Source organism: Nocardia sp. NPDC005978 (assembly GCF_040614455.1).
In the GTDB taxonomy this organism is placed as follows: domain Bacteria; phylum Actinomycetota; class Actinomycetes; order Mycobacteriales; family Mycobacteriaceae; genus Nocardia.
On sequence record NZ_JBEXUS010000153.1, the window covers coordinates 1 to 14,854 of the forward strand.

General features: G+C 69.3%; 12 protein-coding genes. 2 read left to right on the plus strand and 10 right to left on the minus strand.

The genetic code is table 11. The annotated features are described in order from the left end of the window. From ABZ319_RS37150 to ABZ319_RS37170, 5 genes are all read right to left on the minus strand, one after another. On the minus strand, positions 1-496 hold a 496-nt coding region (locus tag ABZ319_RS37150; protein ID WP_354991268.1), incomplete at its 3' end, for a hypothetical protein. A 177-nt stretch (positions 497-673) separates the two neighbouring features. Next, positions 674-2,167 carry a PepSY domain-containing protein gene (locus tag ABZ319_RS37155; protein WP_354991269.1) on the minus strand — a complete coding sequence of 498 codons (1,494 nt, stop codon included), beginning with the start codon at positions 2,165-2,167 and terminating at the stop codon, positions 674-676. A 114-nt stretch (positions 2,168-2,281) separates the two neighbouring features. After that, positions 2,282-2,857, minus strand: coding sequence for a hypothetical protein (locus ABZ319_RS37160; protein ID WP_354991270.1), 576 nt, complete (start codon positions 2,855-2,857; stop codon positions 2,282-2,284). Positions 2,858-2,921: 64 nt separating this feature from the next. Next, positions 2,922-4,580, minus strand: coding sequence for an acyl-CoA synthetase (locus ABZ319_RS37165; protein WP_354991271.1), 1,659 nt, complete (start codon positions 4,578-4,580; stop codon positions 2,922-2,924). Between the two features lie 187 nt (positions 4,581-4,767). After that, on the minus strand, positions 4,768-6,414 hold the full coding sequence (locus ABZ319_RS37170) for an acyl-CoA synthetase (protein WP_354991272.1): 1,647 nt from the start codon (positions 6,412-6,414) through the stop codon (positions 4,768-4,770). Positions 6,415-6,931: 517 nt separating this feature from the next. Between ABZ319_RS37170 and ABZ319_RS37175 the strand changes: the two genes are divergently transcribed. Beyond that, positions 6,932-7,744, plus strand: a complete 813-nt coding sequence (locus ABZ319_RS37175; RefSeq protein ID WP_354991273.1) for an SDR family oxidoreductase — start codon at positions 6,932-6,934, stop codon at positions 7,742-7,744. A 41-nt stretch (positions 7,745-7,785) separates the two neighbouring features. On the opposite strand, the gene ABZ319_RS37180 is transcribed toward ABZ319_RS37175, so the two are convergent. The 5 genes from ABZ319_RS37180 to ABZ319_RS37200 form a co-directional block, all read right to left on the minus strand. Then, positions 7,786-9,267 carry an AIM24 family protein gene (locus tag ABZ319_RS37180; RefSeq protein WP_354991274.1) on the minus strand — a complete coding sequence of 494 codons (1,482 nt, stop codon included), beginning with the start codon at positions 9,265-9,267 and terminating at the stop codon, positions 7,786-7,788. Between the two features lie 275 nt (positions 9,268-9,542). Continuing rightward, positions 9,543-11,327, minus strand: coding sequence for a regulator (locus tag ABZ319_RS37185; protein WP_354991275.1), 1,785 nt, complete (start codon positions 11,325-11,327; stop codon positions 9,543-9,545). 30 nt (positions 11,328-11,357) lie between these two features. Next, the gene (locus ABZ319_RS37190; protein WP_354991276.1) at positions 11,358-12,059 is read right to left on the minus strand and encodes a cysteine hydrolase; all 702 of its coding nucleotides are present in this window, start codon (positions 12,057-12,059) and stop codon (positions 11,358-11,360) included. After that, positions 12,056-13,444 carry an allophanate hydrolase gene (locus tag ABZ319_RS37195; protein ID WP_354991277.1) on the minus strand — a complete coding sequence of 463 codons (1,389 nt, stop codon included), beginning with the start codon at positions 13,442-13,444 and terminating at the stop codon, positions 12,056-12,058. Before ABZ319_RS37195 ends, ABZ319_RS37190 begins: the two co-directional genes overlap by 4 nt. Before the next feature lie 144 nt (positions 13,445-13,588). Further along, a complete protein-coding gene (locus ABZ319_RS37200; protein WP_354991278.1) occupies positions 13,589-14,248 on the minus strand; it encodes a response regulator transcription factor in 660 nt (219 codons plus the stop codon). A 24-nt stretch (positions 14,249-14,272) separates the two neighbouring features. Here ABZ319_RS37200 and ABZ319_RS37205 point away from each other — a divergent pair. Then, on the plus strand, positions 14,273-14,854 hold a 582-nt coding region (locus tag ABZ319_RS37205), incomplete at its 3' end, for a hypothetical protein (protein ID WP_354991279.1).

The window sequence follows — 14,854 nt, forward strand, 5'->3', positions numbered from 1 at the left end:
CGACGCAGCCGAGGGCCGCGCCGCCGATGCCGCCGACCAGGGTGGCGATGCTGGCGCCCAGGGAGATGGTGCTGGTCATGCGTGACCACGCGGCGACCTCTCGGTCGTACTCGGACTTCCACGGCGCCGAGTTCTCGAACGGCAGCGCCACCGGCTGGTAGACCGCGTGCGCCAGGTCGAGCCGCGGGGTGAGGGTCGCGGTGCGGCCGGTGATGTCGGCGGCGATGGGGAAGACGAAATCGTCTACGCGAACGCTCAATTCGGTGCCGGCGACGGTGACGCCATTGTCGGCCTTGACCTTGAACACACCGTCCTCGACCACCAGCGAACCGGCGTCGGTGTTGATGACGGCGTGCTCCCCGGTGGTGGTGACGGCGTAGTTGATCGCGCCGTCCGCGTTCGCCTCGGGAGCGGGAGCCGCGTGCGCGGTGCTCGCGCCGACGGCCAGCATGCTCGAGACGGCGGCGGCGGACAGGGCGAACATCTTGATCTTCATCAGGGGTAGTTCCTCGCGTCTTGTGCGGTCGGGTTCCGCAGTGCAGTGGTGACGATCCAGCGCGCCGGATCGTGACAGGGCGTCCGAATCCGGCGGCACGGCCGGAAGGCGGTGTCGCTGGCAGGATTCGGCTGTGAATGTGTGAAAACCGCTGCCGGGCAGCGGATCAGAGGGAGATCAGGCGGACGCGCGCCGGCGGGCTGCCAAGCCGACCAGCACGTCGAGCGCCAGGAACCCCAGCAGTGGAATGCCGAGCAGCGGCGCGAACCAGCCCACGACCGCGGCCACCGCCACGAACGGAACCAGCACGAAGAGCGGCGTCTGCCGCATGGCCCCGCGCCGCGGCGCCTTACCGGCGCCCAGCTTGCTCGTCTCCCTGGTCGGCCGGCGCCGCCACCACATGAGGTAGCCGCGCACGACCACGGTCAGCAGCGCGAGCATGGCCACCAGCAGCACCAGCTGATTGATCAGCCCGAAGGTGACGCCCATGTGCAGCCCGATGCCGAGGTTGGTGGCCTGGGCCATGAGCGGCCAGTCCGAGAAGCGCAGCACGTCGGTGACCACACCGGTCTCGCCGTTCACCGCGATCGAATCCTGGGTGTAGACGAAGGGCCGCCGCAGTTCCTTTGCCACGAACGCGGTGTTGTCCGCCGCCGGAATGCTGATCTCCAGTGGTCCCTCGAGCCCGTTCGCCCGGGCCACCGCGTAGGCGGTGTCGGCCTGCGCGGCCTTGTTCGCCGCGGGCTTGGGCGCGGCGGGCTTGCCGCCGTGATCGGCATGGTCGCCACCGGCGGCCGCGACCGGACCGGTCGCGCCGGGCAGCTTCTGGTCGATCGCCGGGGTCATCCAGCTCAGCTCCTTGCGGAGCTCGCCCACGTTCTCACCGGCGTACTTGGACCAGGTCATACCGGTCGCGGAGAGCAGCAGCACCACCGGCAGCACCCACAAACCAACGACCGCATGCCAATTCAGCGTGCGAGCGCGCGGCTTGGAGCGATCGACCCGCAGCAGCCAGCCCGCGGACCGGCGTTCGCGCCGCGCCCGCACCCGGCGGTACCAGAGCACCAGCCCGGCCAGCGCGATGAGCCACAGCCAGGACGCGGCGATCTCGCTGTAGTAGCGCCCGAGGTCACCCAGGTGCAGGGTGCGATGCAGGGTGTCGATCCAGGTGCGCGTGGGCAACTGACCCGAACTGCCGTAGACCACGCTCACGCCCTGCGGCTGCGCGGTCACCGGGTCGACGAACACCGCCCGCCGCTCGGACTCGCCGAGCGAGGGATCGGTGAAGATCACCCGGGTGGTGTCGCCCGTGTTCTGCGCGGGCGCGACAGCCGCCAGCGACAGGTCCGGAACCTGGGCGGTGGCCGCGGCGATCTGCTCGGCGAGCGGCTTGGGCGCACCGGTCGAATCGGTGTGCAGCAGCCCGCGATCGACGAAGTTCTCGATCTGCGGCGCGATCGCGTACAGCGCACCGGTGACCACCGCGATCAGGATGAACGGCGCAACGAACACGCCGGCGTAGAAATGCAGTCGCAGCATCAGCGCCTGAAAGGCATTGCCCGCGCCGCGTTTGGTGGAGCCGGTCGACGGTTTGTTCTCCGTCGCGTCCGACTTTCCGGTAGGGGAAGGTTGCGGTGCCGAGGAATCGACACCGCTTTCTGTGATTGTCACGAGCGGTCTTTCGTTCGAGGAAATACCCCGGGTCGCCGAATACGGCGATGGCACACGGAGAACAGCACCGTGCGCACGGGGATGCGGGGACTCGATCGAGCCCCGGAGAAAAGATCAGCCTCGAACGAAGGCGGGTGGCCCGCGGGTGCGGAAGGCGTCGGCCGCGAGCACGCGCAGCACGACGCGGTCGCGGTGCGGAATGGGCAGCGCGGGCGGCCCGGACAGCACCGGCAGCGAAATCGGAACGGGCAGCGCCCACGTCAGCACACCGCTGACGATCCGGTACGCGGCCTCGGCGCCCAGAATCACCACCGCCGCGACGCAGGCGGCGCTCAGGTGCGCGGCCAGCATGGCCGGACTCCAGACCGAGGCCTGGTGATGGCCGTGATGCCCGCCGCCCGGCGCACCCCACAGCATGGCGAAGTGCCCGAGCAGTTGCCCGCCCAGCAGCGCCGCGACGAGCCCGAGCCGTGTGGTGCGCAGGACACCGATCCCCGCGACGAGCGCGCCGACCGCGGCGGAAGCGGCCACCAGCAGCGTCAGCGCCTCCGATTCCAGGGGCGCGGCCCCCGAGATCCAGCCGTGCGCGGCGACGGCGAGCGCCCCGGAAATCGAACCGGCCGACCCACCGCGCAACATCGCCGCATCACTGCGGATATGCGCCGAGGACCGGCCGGACACGAAACTCACGTGCTGATGATAACCGAGAACGAACCGCCGAATTCCCGCGCTTTCATTCCGATTCCATCCGGAACTATTCGGTGGGGACGGACATTTCGATCAGCGGCTTGCGCAGCAGCTTTCCGGTCGCGTTGCGGGGCAGCTCGTCGAGGAAGATCACCTCGCGCGGCACCTTGTAGCGCGCCAGATTCGCCTTGACGTAGTCCTTGATCTCCTGGGCGTCGCGCGCGGAGTCCGGACCCGGCACCACGATGGCCCGCAAACGCTTGCCGAACTCCCGATCGTCGACGCCGACCACGGCCGCCTCGAACACGTCGTGCCGGTTGGAGAGCAGGTTCTCGACCTCCTGCGGGAAGACGTTCTCGCCGCCGGAGACGATCATGTCGTCGTCGCGGCCGTCGATGAACAGCATGCCGTCGGTGTCGAAATGCCCGACGTCGCCGCTGGAGATGAGCCCGTCGACGCTCTCCTTGGTCCGGCCGTCGGTGTACTGCTTGAACGAGTGGCTGTTCTCGATGAAGATCGTGCCGGTCACGTTCGGCGCGGTGATGCGCTTGCGGTTCTCGTCGTAGAGCGCGATGCGAATGCCGACCGGGGCGCGGCCCGCGGTGGTCGGATTCTTGCGCAGCTCCTTCGGGGTGGCCACGGTGATGACCGCGCACTCGGTGGAGCCGTACAGGTTGTAGAGCGAATCCCCGAAGTAGTCCAGGGCGCGGGTCACCACGTCCGGCGGGATCGCCGAGCCGGCGGCGAACAGCACGCGCAGGGTCTCCGACGGCTGGTACTTGGCGAGGGTCTCCGGCGGCAGATCCAGGATGCGCTGAATCATGGTGGGCACCACGGTCAGGCCCTGGGCCCGGTACTTCTGGATGTTGGCCAGGGTGGTCTCGGGGTCGAAACGCCGCTGCTGGAACACCACTCGGTTGCCCAGCGCGATCGAGATGGTGAACTGCGACAGGCCGGTGGCGTGGAAGATCGGCGCGGCCATGACGACGGTGCTGTTGCGCGGCAGCGGAATTCGGTCCAGGAACTGCGCGGTGATGAAGGGGCTCACCTTGTCGCGCGGTGCGCCCTTGGGCGTGCCGGTGGTGCCGCTGGTCAGGATGACCATGCCGCCCGGACTCGCGGGCGGCGTGAGCGGGGCGGTGGACTGCCCGGCCGCCAGCGTCTCCAGGGTCGGGATGCTCGGATCGGCGTCGTCCTTCTCGTCGACCCAGGTCAGCACGCGCGGAATATCCTCGGGGATCGCGCTCATCAGGTCGAAGAACTCGCTGTCGTGCAGCACCGCCTTGACCTTCTCGCGCGCGCTCACGTCGGCGAACTGCGGCTTGGCGAAGCCGGTGTTCATGAGCACGGTGCGCACGCCGAGCTTGCCGGCCGCCACCAGGGTGAGCACCATGCCGCGATGATCACGGGCCAGGACGCCGATGACGTCGCCGGGCTCGATGCCGCGCGCGGCCAGGCCGCGGGCAATGGCGCTGGACTGCTTGTCCAGCTGTTCGAACGTCATCTCGCCGCGCTCGTCGACGATCGCCGCGGACTTCGGGTTGGTCGTGGCGCCGTGGATGAGCGCACCGGCGAAAGGCCCGAACTTGGCGATATTGAGGGCCGATTTCACCGCATGATCCAGGCGCAGCGGGTTCACCAATCCACCGCGGACCATGGCGTTGATGCTCAGCGCCGCATCCCCCGCCTTACGAATAACCGTGCCTGCCGATAGGGCTGATGACATGGGTACAACCTTCCGCGAATCCCCTGCCGGACGAGTCGGCTTTCGGTCCGCAACCTCGATATCCAGTACGGGCCAACCCTAGCAAGCAGCGAGCGTATCGATGTGGCCGAGGTCTCTGTTACTTCAAGTATCGAATATTTGGCCGGCGGCGTGGTAGGCATTACCTCCCCGGGTCCCCGCGCGGGACTCAGATCTGGTATTCGAGCAGTGTCTTGCGCAGCAGCTTGCCCGTGGCATTGCGCGGGAGTTCATCGAGAAACACGACATCGCGGGGGACCTTGTAGCGGGCGAGGGTGTTCTTGACGTGCAGCTTGATCTCGTCCGGATCGGGCTTCTCGCCGGGCTCGGGCACGATGAACGCCCGCAGCCGCTTGCCGAACTCGACATCGTCCACGCCGATCACGGCCGCGTCGAACACGTCGGCGCGCTCGAGCAGCAGATTCTCGACCTCCTGCGGGAAGACGTTCTCTCCGCCCGAGACGATCATGTCGTCATCGCGGCCGTCGACGAACAGCAGGCCGTTGTCGTCGAAATGACCGACGTCGCCGCTGGACATATAGCCCTCGATGATCTGCTTGTGCCGCCCGTCGGTATAGCCCTTGAACGGTGACCCGGAGCGAATGAATATGCGGCCCTTGACATTCTTGGCCCGAATTCGTTTGCCGTCGTCGTCGAAGAGCACCACCTCGCAGGTGGTGGGGGAGCGGCCCGCGGTGCCCGGCGCGACGGCCAATTCCTCGGGTCGCGCGACCGTGGCGACCGCGCATTCGGTGGAGCCGTACAGGTTGTAGAGCACCGGGCCGAACACCTCGGCGGTGCGCTGGCTCAGCTCCGGCGACAGCGCCGATCCCGCGATCACGATGCCCTTCAGCGATGAAGTGTCGTACTTCGCGCGAATCGCCGGGTCCAGATCCACCATGCGATGCAGCATGGTCGGCACCGCGACCATGAAATCGGCCCGGTGTTCGGCGATCAGGCGCAGCGTGCGCTCGGCGTCGAACCGGCGGCTGGTCACGACCTTGTTCCCGAAGGCCACCCCGACCAGCCAGGTGCCGAAGCCGGTGGAGTGGAAGATCGGCGAAACGATGATCATCGTCCCGCCCCGGGGGAAGTCGATGCGATCGACCATCTGCACGGTGGACAGCGGCCCGGTCTTGTCGCGCGGGGCGCCCTTGGGCAGGCCGGTGGTGCCGCTGGTCAGGATGATGAACCCGCCCGGCTTCTTGGGCGCGGGCAGCGGGGTCGGCGCGTTGGCCTCGATGAGCGCGTCGAGAGTCGTTGCCCCGGAAGGTATTTCGACGCCCTCATCGACCCAGGTCAGCACCCGCGGCAGTTCCGGCGGCAGGGCGTCGAGCAGGCCGAGGAATTCCGAGTCGTGCAGTACGACCTTGACGTTCTCGCGCTCGCACACCGCGGCGAACTGCGGCTTGGCGAACCCGGTGTTCATCAGCGCCAGCCGCGCGCCGAGTTTGCCCAGCGCGGCCATGGTCAGCAGCAGTCCGCGATGATCGCGGGCCAGCACTCCGACCACGGTTCCGGGCTTGACATCCATGCGCTGCAAACCGCGAGCCAGCGCGTCGGACTGCCGGTCGAGTTCGCCGTAGGTCAGCTCGCCACGCTCGTCGGCGACGGCCGGGTTGTCGGGAAACAGGCGTCCCGCTCGCCGCACGGCCGTCGCGGGCGGCCCGAAAACCCTTGACTCCCTCAAGGTTCGGAGCATTTCCGCCGGATCGCGCGGATCGCTCAGCCCCAGTTCCCGTAACCGCTTGAGCCCGCGCACCGCCTCGGCCGTATGCGCGATTCGCTCGCGTGTGGATTGCAGGACCGAGGTCATCGGGACCACCTCCGGAAGATGTTCCGCCGCGCGCCCTGCGGCGGGTTATCGCCACGGTAGCAGCGCGGTGTGACCTGCATTACACAAATTCGGTCAATTCGGACATTTGCCGACCGTGTGCACATCTCCCGCCACTCTTCACCTCGGCGTTACCTGCCGGACATCCGCATCGGTGAGAGTGCGGTGTCCCACTTTCGGGACGATACGGCTACCGATCGATGAGGTTCACCCCATGGAACTGCTCGAAGTTTTCGCTAATCTCGTGACGACCCTGCTCAGCGCGGCGAGCGGCAGCGCGTCCCTGTAGCGGTGAACGACCATGGCCCGCGGGAGATTTCCCGCGGGCCATGGTCGTTTTCGTCATCCGTGTGTCGCCGGCGCGCGGGCGGGCGTGATCGCGGGTTCGGAATTCGGGTGGCTTGCGGTGCGCCGGGGTGGCCGGCCCGTCCGGGCGTTTCGTCGGAGCTGATCGGGGCGAATCGCCTCGAGGTGCGCTTTTCGGCCGGAAAATGGCTGGATGACAGAGCTATTCGACTACTCGGGCCGCACTGTTTTCGTGGCCGGTGGTACCAGCGGCATCAATCTGGAAGTGGCGCGGGCCTTCGCCCGGGCGGGCGCGAGTGTGGCGGTGCTGTCCCGCAACCGTGACAAGGTCGACGCCGCGGTGGAGGAGCTGGCCGAATACGGCGGCTGGGCGATGGGTTTCGCCGCCGACGTCCGGGACTACGAGGCGGTGGCGGCGGCGCTCACGGCGGCGCGCGAGCAGTTCGGCTACATCGACGTGCTGGTGTCGGGCGCCGCCGGAAACTTTCCCGCCGCGGCGGCCGACATGTCCGCACGGGCGTTCTCCGCGGTGGTGGACATCGACCTCAAGGGCACGTATCACGTGCTCCGGGCCGCCTACGAACACCTGCGCAAACCCGGCGCCGCCGTCATCAACATCTCCGCGCCGCAGTCGAGCAACGCCATGGAGATGCAGGCCCACGCGTGCGCGGCCAAGGCGGGCGTGGACATGGTGACCAGGGTGTGCGCGCTGGAATGGGGTCCGGCCGGGGTCCGCGTGAACGCCGTTGCCCCCGGGCCGATCTCGGGCACCGAGGGCATGGCCCGGCTGGCGCCGACGCCCGAACTCGAACAGGTCGTCACCGAATCGGTGCCGCTCGGCAGATACGGCAACGCCGCCGAGATCGCCGACAGCTGCCTGTGGCTCGGCTCGCCCATGGCCTCCTACATCACCGGCGTGGTGCTCCCGGTGGACGGCGGCTGGTCGCTCGGCGGCGCGGCGCAGCTGTTCGCCGGCGTGCGCAAGATGTTCGCGGCCACCCCGTGACCGGCCGGCCCGCCCGGTCGTGAACGAGCCGGCGGCGACCGCTACCCGAGAATGCCGCCGAGCATGCCACCGCTCTGCCCGGACTGCTGCCCGCCGCCGGTCCCGCCGAGCAGGCCGCCCGGCGGCAGCTCGGACGGCTGCACGATGACGAATCCGCGTCCGGAGAACGACAGGGTGATGCCCTCGCCGGTGCTGCGGCCCATGAGCCTGCTGAAGCCGAACGAGTCGTTGCGTTTGATGCCGGTGTGCAGACTCGACGACCACGCCACCGCCGCCTGCGGATCGGCGTACGTCGGCTGATCGACCTGCAGCACCACCGGCGAACCGTGGGTGGTGATGGCGATCCGCCCGCGGCCGGTGAAGACACAGTTGAAAAGGCCCGCGTTGCTGGCGTATCCGGCCGCGCCCTCGACCCGGCGGATGTTGTAGCTCAGCGAGGGTTCGAAGGCCAGCACGTTGGAACCGTTGATGGTGAGCCCGTCCGAGCCGTCCAGATCCACGGTGTGCACGTCGGACGCCGAGTCGGCCAGGAACAGATCCCCGCGTCCGGTGACCTTCATGAGCGGAACGCCCTCGCCGGTCAGTCGCTGCTGGATCGCCCGCCCGATGCCGCCGGAGCCCAGCGCCTTGAACTGCAGATCACCCTGGTAGGCCACCATCGATCCGGCGCGCGCCATGACCTCGCCGTTGACCGCGACGCGAATCATCTTGCCGCCCTGCTTCTGAATGCCCGCGCCCCCGACCTCGGCATGACGGGGATCGAAGAGATCGCTCTGCATGGCTTGCGCTCCTTGCTGATATGCGGGTGCCTGGGGCGCGGCGGGCGCCGAATAGGCCGGGGCGGGCGTGGGATACGCCGGGGGCGGGGGCGGCGGGGAGTACGCCGGGGGCGGGGAGTGTGGCGGCTGCTGCGCGGGCGGCGGCGAATACTGCTGCTGCGCGGGAGCATTGGGGGCCGGATACCCGCTCGGCGGCGGGTAGGTGCCCGGCATCGCGGGCGGGGCCGGGGGCGCGGCGGGTTCGGGCTCGTCGTCGATGTTCACCCCGAACGCGGAGGCGATGCCCGCCAGCCCGTCGTCATAGCCCTGGCCGACCGCGCGCACCTTCCACGCCCCGGACCGCCGGTAGATCTCCACACACACCACGGCCGACTCGGTGGTGAGTCCGGTGGTGGGGAAACTCAAAGTGCCCGAGTCGGATCCGATGGTCGCGGTGAGCGGCCCGGCCGAGGCGAAGGTGGGCGGGCCGCTGCCGTCCAGGCTCGCGGTGATCACCACGCGCTCGACGTCCGGGGGCAGTGCGCCGGTCTGCACGTCGACCATGTCGCCCGCGCCGCGGCCGTGGCGGTACGTCACCCCCGGCCCGGCCGGCTGATTGAAGAAGACGAAGTCCGCGTCCGAGCGGACCTTTCCGTTGCCGCCCAGCAGCAGCGCGGAAACATCCACCCCGGCGGCGCTGGTGACGGTGATCGTCATGCGCTCGCCGGGCGCGGGCCGGTTCTCACCCCGAGCCAGCACACTCATGACCAACCGCCCAGTTCAGAAACCCGCCCCAACGAATTCGGTGTCACAGTCCCGAGTGTGCCCCGCCCTCCGGCGGCCCGCAAAGTATCCACTCCGCGGGCGCGCCGAATTGCCTGTCGGCCCAGTTGGCGGACGGTCTCGCCGGGCATGGCGGATTGCCTTGCCCGGCACGGCAGGTCGCCTGTCCGCGAGCGGCCGCCCGGACGGCGACCCGGGCGACGCCGATGCCCCGCCCGACGCGGCGGGACTTCGGCGTCGCGGTGGCGCGGGCGTGCTCAGACCGACGAGGACGAGGACTCGGTCGGCGTGGACGCGGCCCGCGCCGGCGCCGACTCCGATGGTGAGGGAGCGGAGTCGGTGGTCTCGGCGGCCGGGGAGGTGCGGGCGGAATCGGCGGTCGTGTCCGGCGGCGGCGTGGTCGCGGGCGCATCGGGAGCGGCGGCCGTGGACGTCGTCGGGGTGGGCGAGGTGGGGGCCGGGACCGCCTCCTCGGTGGGCGGATCCGCGTCCGGCGTAGCGGTCGCGGGCAGTACCGACCAGGCCAGGCACACCAGCGCGAAGAACAGGTAGCCCAGCGCCACCTTGGGCGCGGCCGCCCAATCGACCTCGGCGGCGTGGATGAGCCCGATGAAGCTCAGCGCCGCGCCGACCGCCGCGGCCAGTGCCGCCGCCCGGAATCGCTTGTCCAGGATGAAGGTCACGATGGTGCCCAGCACCAGCCCGGCCAGCACCGCGCCCGCGCCGAGCGTTTTCAGTCCGTCGTAGACCACGCCCGCCTGCCCGAGCGCGTCCGAGCCGATCTTGCTCGCCGAGGTGCCCGCGGCGCTGAGCGCGTTGTCGATCTGTCCCACACCCCATTCGGCGAGATTGGGCAGCAGCGCCGCCACCACCGCGACCGCGTGCAGCCTGGGCACCGCCTGGAACGCCTGCGCGCCGATCAGCAGGCCGATGTAGAGCAGGATCGGGACGATGGCGGGAATCGGCAGCAGGGTGGCCAGCAGGCCGAAAAGCCCGAGCAGGCACATCAATCCGATGATCCCGCCGCTGGCGAGCGAGTACCCGGTGCGACCGCCCGCGTCCTTCCAGCCGGGGTGACCGATGTAGACCGCGGGCGGGAACGGCGAGCCGAAGCCGGAGCCGATGATCGCGCCGAAACCGTCGGCCAGCAGCACGCTGCGCAGGTTGTAGTTGTCCCCGGCCGCGGCCGCGCTCTCCACGTTGCTCATGGCCTCGGTGAAGTTGTAGACGCCCAGCGGTATCGCGGTGGCCAGCAGCGGTGCGAGATTGCCGAGACCGTCCGCGAGCAGATCCAGGCGCAGATCGGGCAGACCCAGCGCGATGTCGCGCGCGGCCTGGGCGACGTCGGGCGCGGACATGTATCCGCCGATCCAGCCGATCGCGGTGCCGACCAGCAGCGCGACCAGGCCGATGGGAATGTTGCCGGGCAGCTTGGCGTCGGTGAAGAAGCCGATCAGGATGATGGCGAGCACCGGCAGGCCGATCCACGCGGCCTCCCACATCTGGGCGGCGGGCCGCATGGCGATGAAGGTGATGGAAATGCCGGCCAGGGTGCCGAGCATGGCCGCGCGCGGGGTGATCCTGCGGATGAACGGGCCGACGAACGCCCCGATCATCACGATGACGCCGATCATGAACGCCCACGCCAGACCCGCCGACCAGGCCTGCAGGGGATCATTGGTCTTCAGGTAGATCGGCAGCATGACCACGAACACCACGATGAACATGTGCGGGACGCTGGGACCGTAGGGCAACGCGGTCACCGTGTCCCGGTTCTCGCGGCGGGCGAGCCGGCGCGCCAGCACCATGTAGTACAGATTGCCCAGCACCAGCGCCACGCCCAGGGCGGGTAGCACGGTGCCGAGTACATCGCCGCTCGGAATCTTGACCACCGCGATGGACAGCGTGGTCAGGGTGAGGACGTTGACCAGGATGTTGAAGGACAGGCCGAAGAAGGCGTTGGTGTCCCCGCGCGTCCACCAGGGCAGCGACAGCGTTGTGGGAGAGCCGGTTTCGTCAGGGGTTCGGGTATCGGCGGACATGGTGTTTCCTGTTCACTGAGCCGGGGCGCGTCAGGCGGCCGGGTGTTTCGCGGGGGCGGTATCCGCGAGGGTGGAGATGACGGCCGCGGAATCGGCGACCCAGCCGAAGATGCCGCCCTGAGCGGCGATCATCTCCAGTCCGGCGCGCTGGAACTCCGGGAAATACGAACCGACGCAGTCGGATACGACCAGACATTCGTAGCCGCGGTCATTGGCCTCGCGGACCGTGGTGTGCACGCACACCTCGGTGGTGACGCCGGTGACCAGCAGCGAATCGATCGAGCGCGCGGTCAGGACCGCGCTGAGTTCGGTGGCGTAGAACGCGCCCTTGCCGGGTTTGTCGATCACCACTTCGCCGGGGGCGGGGGCGAGTTCGTCGATGATGTCGTGGCCGTACTCGCCGCGCACCAGCAGCCGGCCGTATCGGCCCGGATCGCCGATGCGCTGGGTCGGGCTGCCGCGCAGCAGTTTCGACGGCGGGCAGTCCGAGAGATCGGGCAGATGGCCTTCGCGGGTGTGGATCACCGGGATGCCCGCCGCGCGGGCCGCCGCCATGAGCCGCGCCAGCGGTTCGATCACCGTGCGCAACAGCTCCACGTCGTTGCCCAGGCTGGCGCCGAATCCGCCCGGCAGCAGGAAGTCTCGCTGCATGTCGATGACGAGCAGGGCCGTGGCGGCCGGGGTGAATTCGAAGGGCGCCGGTCGCGCCGGTATGTAGTGAACCGCTGTCATCGTCGTTCTCTCTGTGCGAGCCGGAAATCCGCGTGCCCGAGCAATGGGCGCGGCTCGTCGAGGATGCGAGCGGCCGCGGCGAGCACGGTGTCATCGGCCAGCGCGGGGCCGAAGATCATGACCGAGAGCGGCCGCCCGTCCGCGGTGCTGCCGACCGGGACCGCTATCGCGGTCAGGTCCAGCAGGTTTCCGAAGTGGGTGTAGTGACCGAGCACGGTGTTGGTGGCGATGGGATCGGCTTCGACCTGCGCCACGGTGAAGGTGGTGCCGATGGTCGGGACCATGACCACGTCGATATCGGTCCAGATCCGGGCGACCACGGACTTCAGCTCCTGCAGCCGCTGCTGGGCGCGGAAGACGTCGACCGCGTCGAAGCGCTTCGCGCCGGTGAAGATCTCGCGCACCACCGGCAGCATGGACTCGGGCTTGCCGGTCAGGAAATCGTCGAACTCCACCAGGCGTTCGGCCACCCAGGGGCCTTCGTACAGCAGCGCCCCGGCGTTCAGGAACGGCATCAGGGTGGTTGGCGCGCAGTCGAATCCGAGCCGGGCCAGCCGGTCCCGCATACCCAGGTGCGCGGCCCGGAAGACCTCGTCGCCGAAGAACTCCAGTTCCGACGGGGCGGGCAGGCCGACGCGCAGCCGATCGCCCGAGAAGCGCGGCCCGCGCGCCCGGCTCCACGCGTCGGCGGGGTCCAGGCCCGCGATCACGTCGAACACGCGGTCCAGATCCTCGATGCTCGAGGCCATCAACGTCATGCAGTCCAGGGATTTGCACGCCGGGACCAAGCCCACCGTGCTGATCAGCCCCCGCGAGGGCTTCCAGCCAACGATCCCGTTCAGCGCGGCCGGAACCCGGCCCGAGCCGGCGGTGTCGGTGGCCACGCAGAAGGGCACCTGGCCCAGTGCCACCGCCAGCGCCGATCCGGAACTGGAACCGCCCGAGATCAGGTCACCGCCGAAGACGCTGCGCGGCACCGGATACGGGGTCCTGGTGCCGTTCAAGCCGGTCGCGAACTGGTCGAGGTTGGTCTTGCCGACGAACAGCGCGCCCGCGTCCAGCAGGCGCTGCACCGCGGGCGCCGTCTCGGTCGCGGTATAGGCGTAGTCGGGGCAGGCCAGCGTGGTGGGCCAGCCCGCCACATCGATGCTGTCCTTCACCCCGAAGGGCACGCCGTACAGCGGCAGGGTGCGCGCGCCCGGGCGGCGTTCGATCTCCGCGGCGTCCGCCAGCAGGCGATCGCGGGGCACGGTGGTGATCCAGGTGCCGTCCGCGCCGCGGGCCGCGATCGCATCCGCAACGCGGGCAGCGGTATTGGTGGGGGAGCCGCTGCCACTCTCGTGCGAGGCCAGAATCTCCGCGACGGTGGGGCCGGGGTTCAACATCTGTCGATTGTGGGCACCGTGTATGAAGCTGAGATTCTCCCGATGTATCGGCTGGGTTAGCTGAGATTCATCGGCCGGACCACCCGGAATTCCTCGGGCCGCCCGCCCGGGAATCGAGTTGTCCGACGGGCTTTCGCCGGGTGATCACAGCCAGCCGGAGTCGGTGGCCAGGCGGACCGCGTCCACGCGATTGCGGGCCTGGAGTTTGGTGACCGTGGTGGCGAGATAGTTGCGCACGGTGCCGTAGGACAGGTGCAGGCGCGCGGCGATGTCCCTGGGGTCCGCGCCCTCGGAGAAGCAGCGCAGCACTTCCACTTCGCGATCGGTGAGCGGATTGGCGGGCATGCGCAGCGCGGAACAGGCCAGATCCGCGTCCAGCACCCGGCCGCCCGCGGCGACCGTGCGGACAGCGCAGACGAGTTCGTGCCGGGGACTGTCCTTGAGGACGAAGCCGCCCGCGCCGATGTCCATGGCGCGCTTGAGATGTGCGGGACTGGCCAGCGCGGTCAGGATCAGCACCCGGCAGGCGGGATGCCGTTCCCGGAGGTCCGCGGCGGCGGTGAGGCCGTCCACGTCCGGCAGATCGATGTCCACGATGGCGACGTCGGCGCGGGTGGCGATCGCCGTGCGCACGATGGCCGCGCCGGAATCCAGGGCGGCCACGATCTCGATGTCCGCCTCCAGTTCCAGGGAGGCCACCAGCGTTTCGCGCAGCAGGCACATGTCCTCGGCGACCAGCACCCGGATCGTTCGTCGCTCGTCACCTTGGTTCACCTCGGGAACAACCCCGATTGCCTCCGACACCTTCCCCGGGTTGCAATCAATGGCGTGCCGCTGCTCCATAAGTCGATCGGATACCTCTTCCTGGTCCTGTTCACCCTCTCATTCGCGGTGGGCGGGGCCGACGCACTGGCGTTGGGCGGCTGCGCGTTCCAGGTCGGTTTGCTGGTGCTGGCCGAGCGGCGCGCCTCGACCCGGCAGTGGGTGCTGCTCGCGCAGATCACCCTGACGTATCTGCCGATTCCGCTGGTCGGGGGATCGGCGGCGTACCAGGGCAGCGTGCTGGCGGTGACGGTGCTGTGGTGTGTGCCGACCCGGTGGCGCTGGGTGCTGTTCTTTCTCGTCGTCGCGGGTGCGGGATTCACGCGGGAGAGCTGGCGGGGTGATTCGCACGCCTTCGCCTACGGCGTGCTCACCACCGGCGCCATCGCGATCGTCATGTACAGCCTGCTGCGGCTGCCCGCGCTGGTGGATCGGCTGACCGCGACCCGGGACGATCTGGCTCGGGTCACCCTGGCGCGGGAGCGGTTACGGGTGGCCGGGCGGCTGCGGGCGGCGCTGGGCGGGCGGCTCGGCGCGGTCATGAGCTTGCTGGGCGAGGCCGGGCGCGAGGTGGAGCGCGATCCCGTG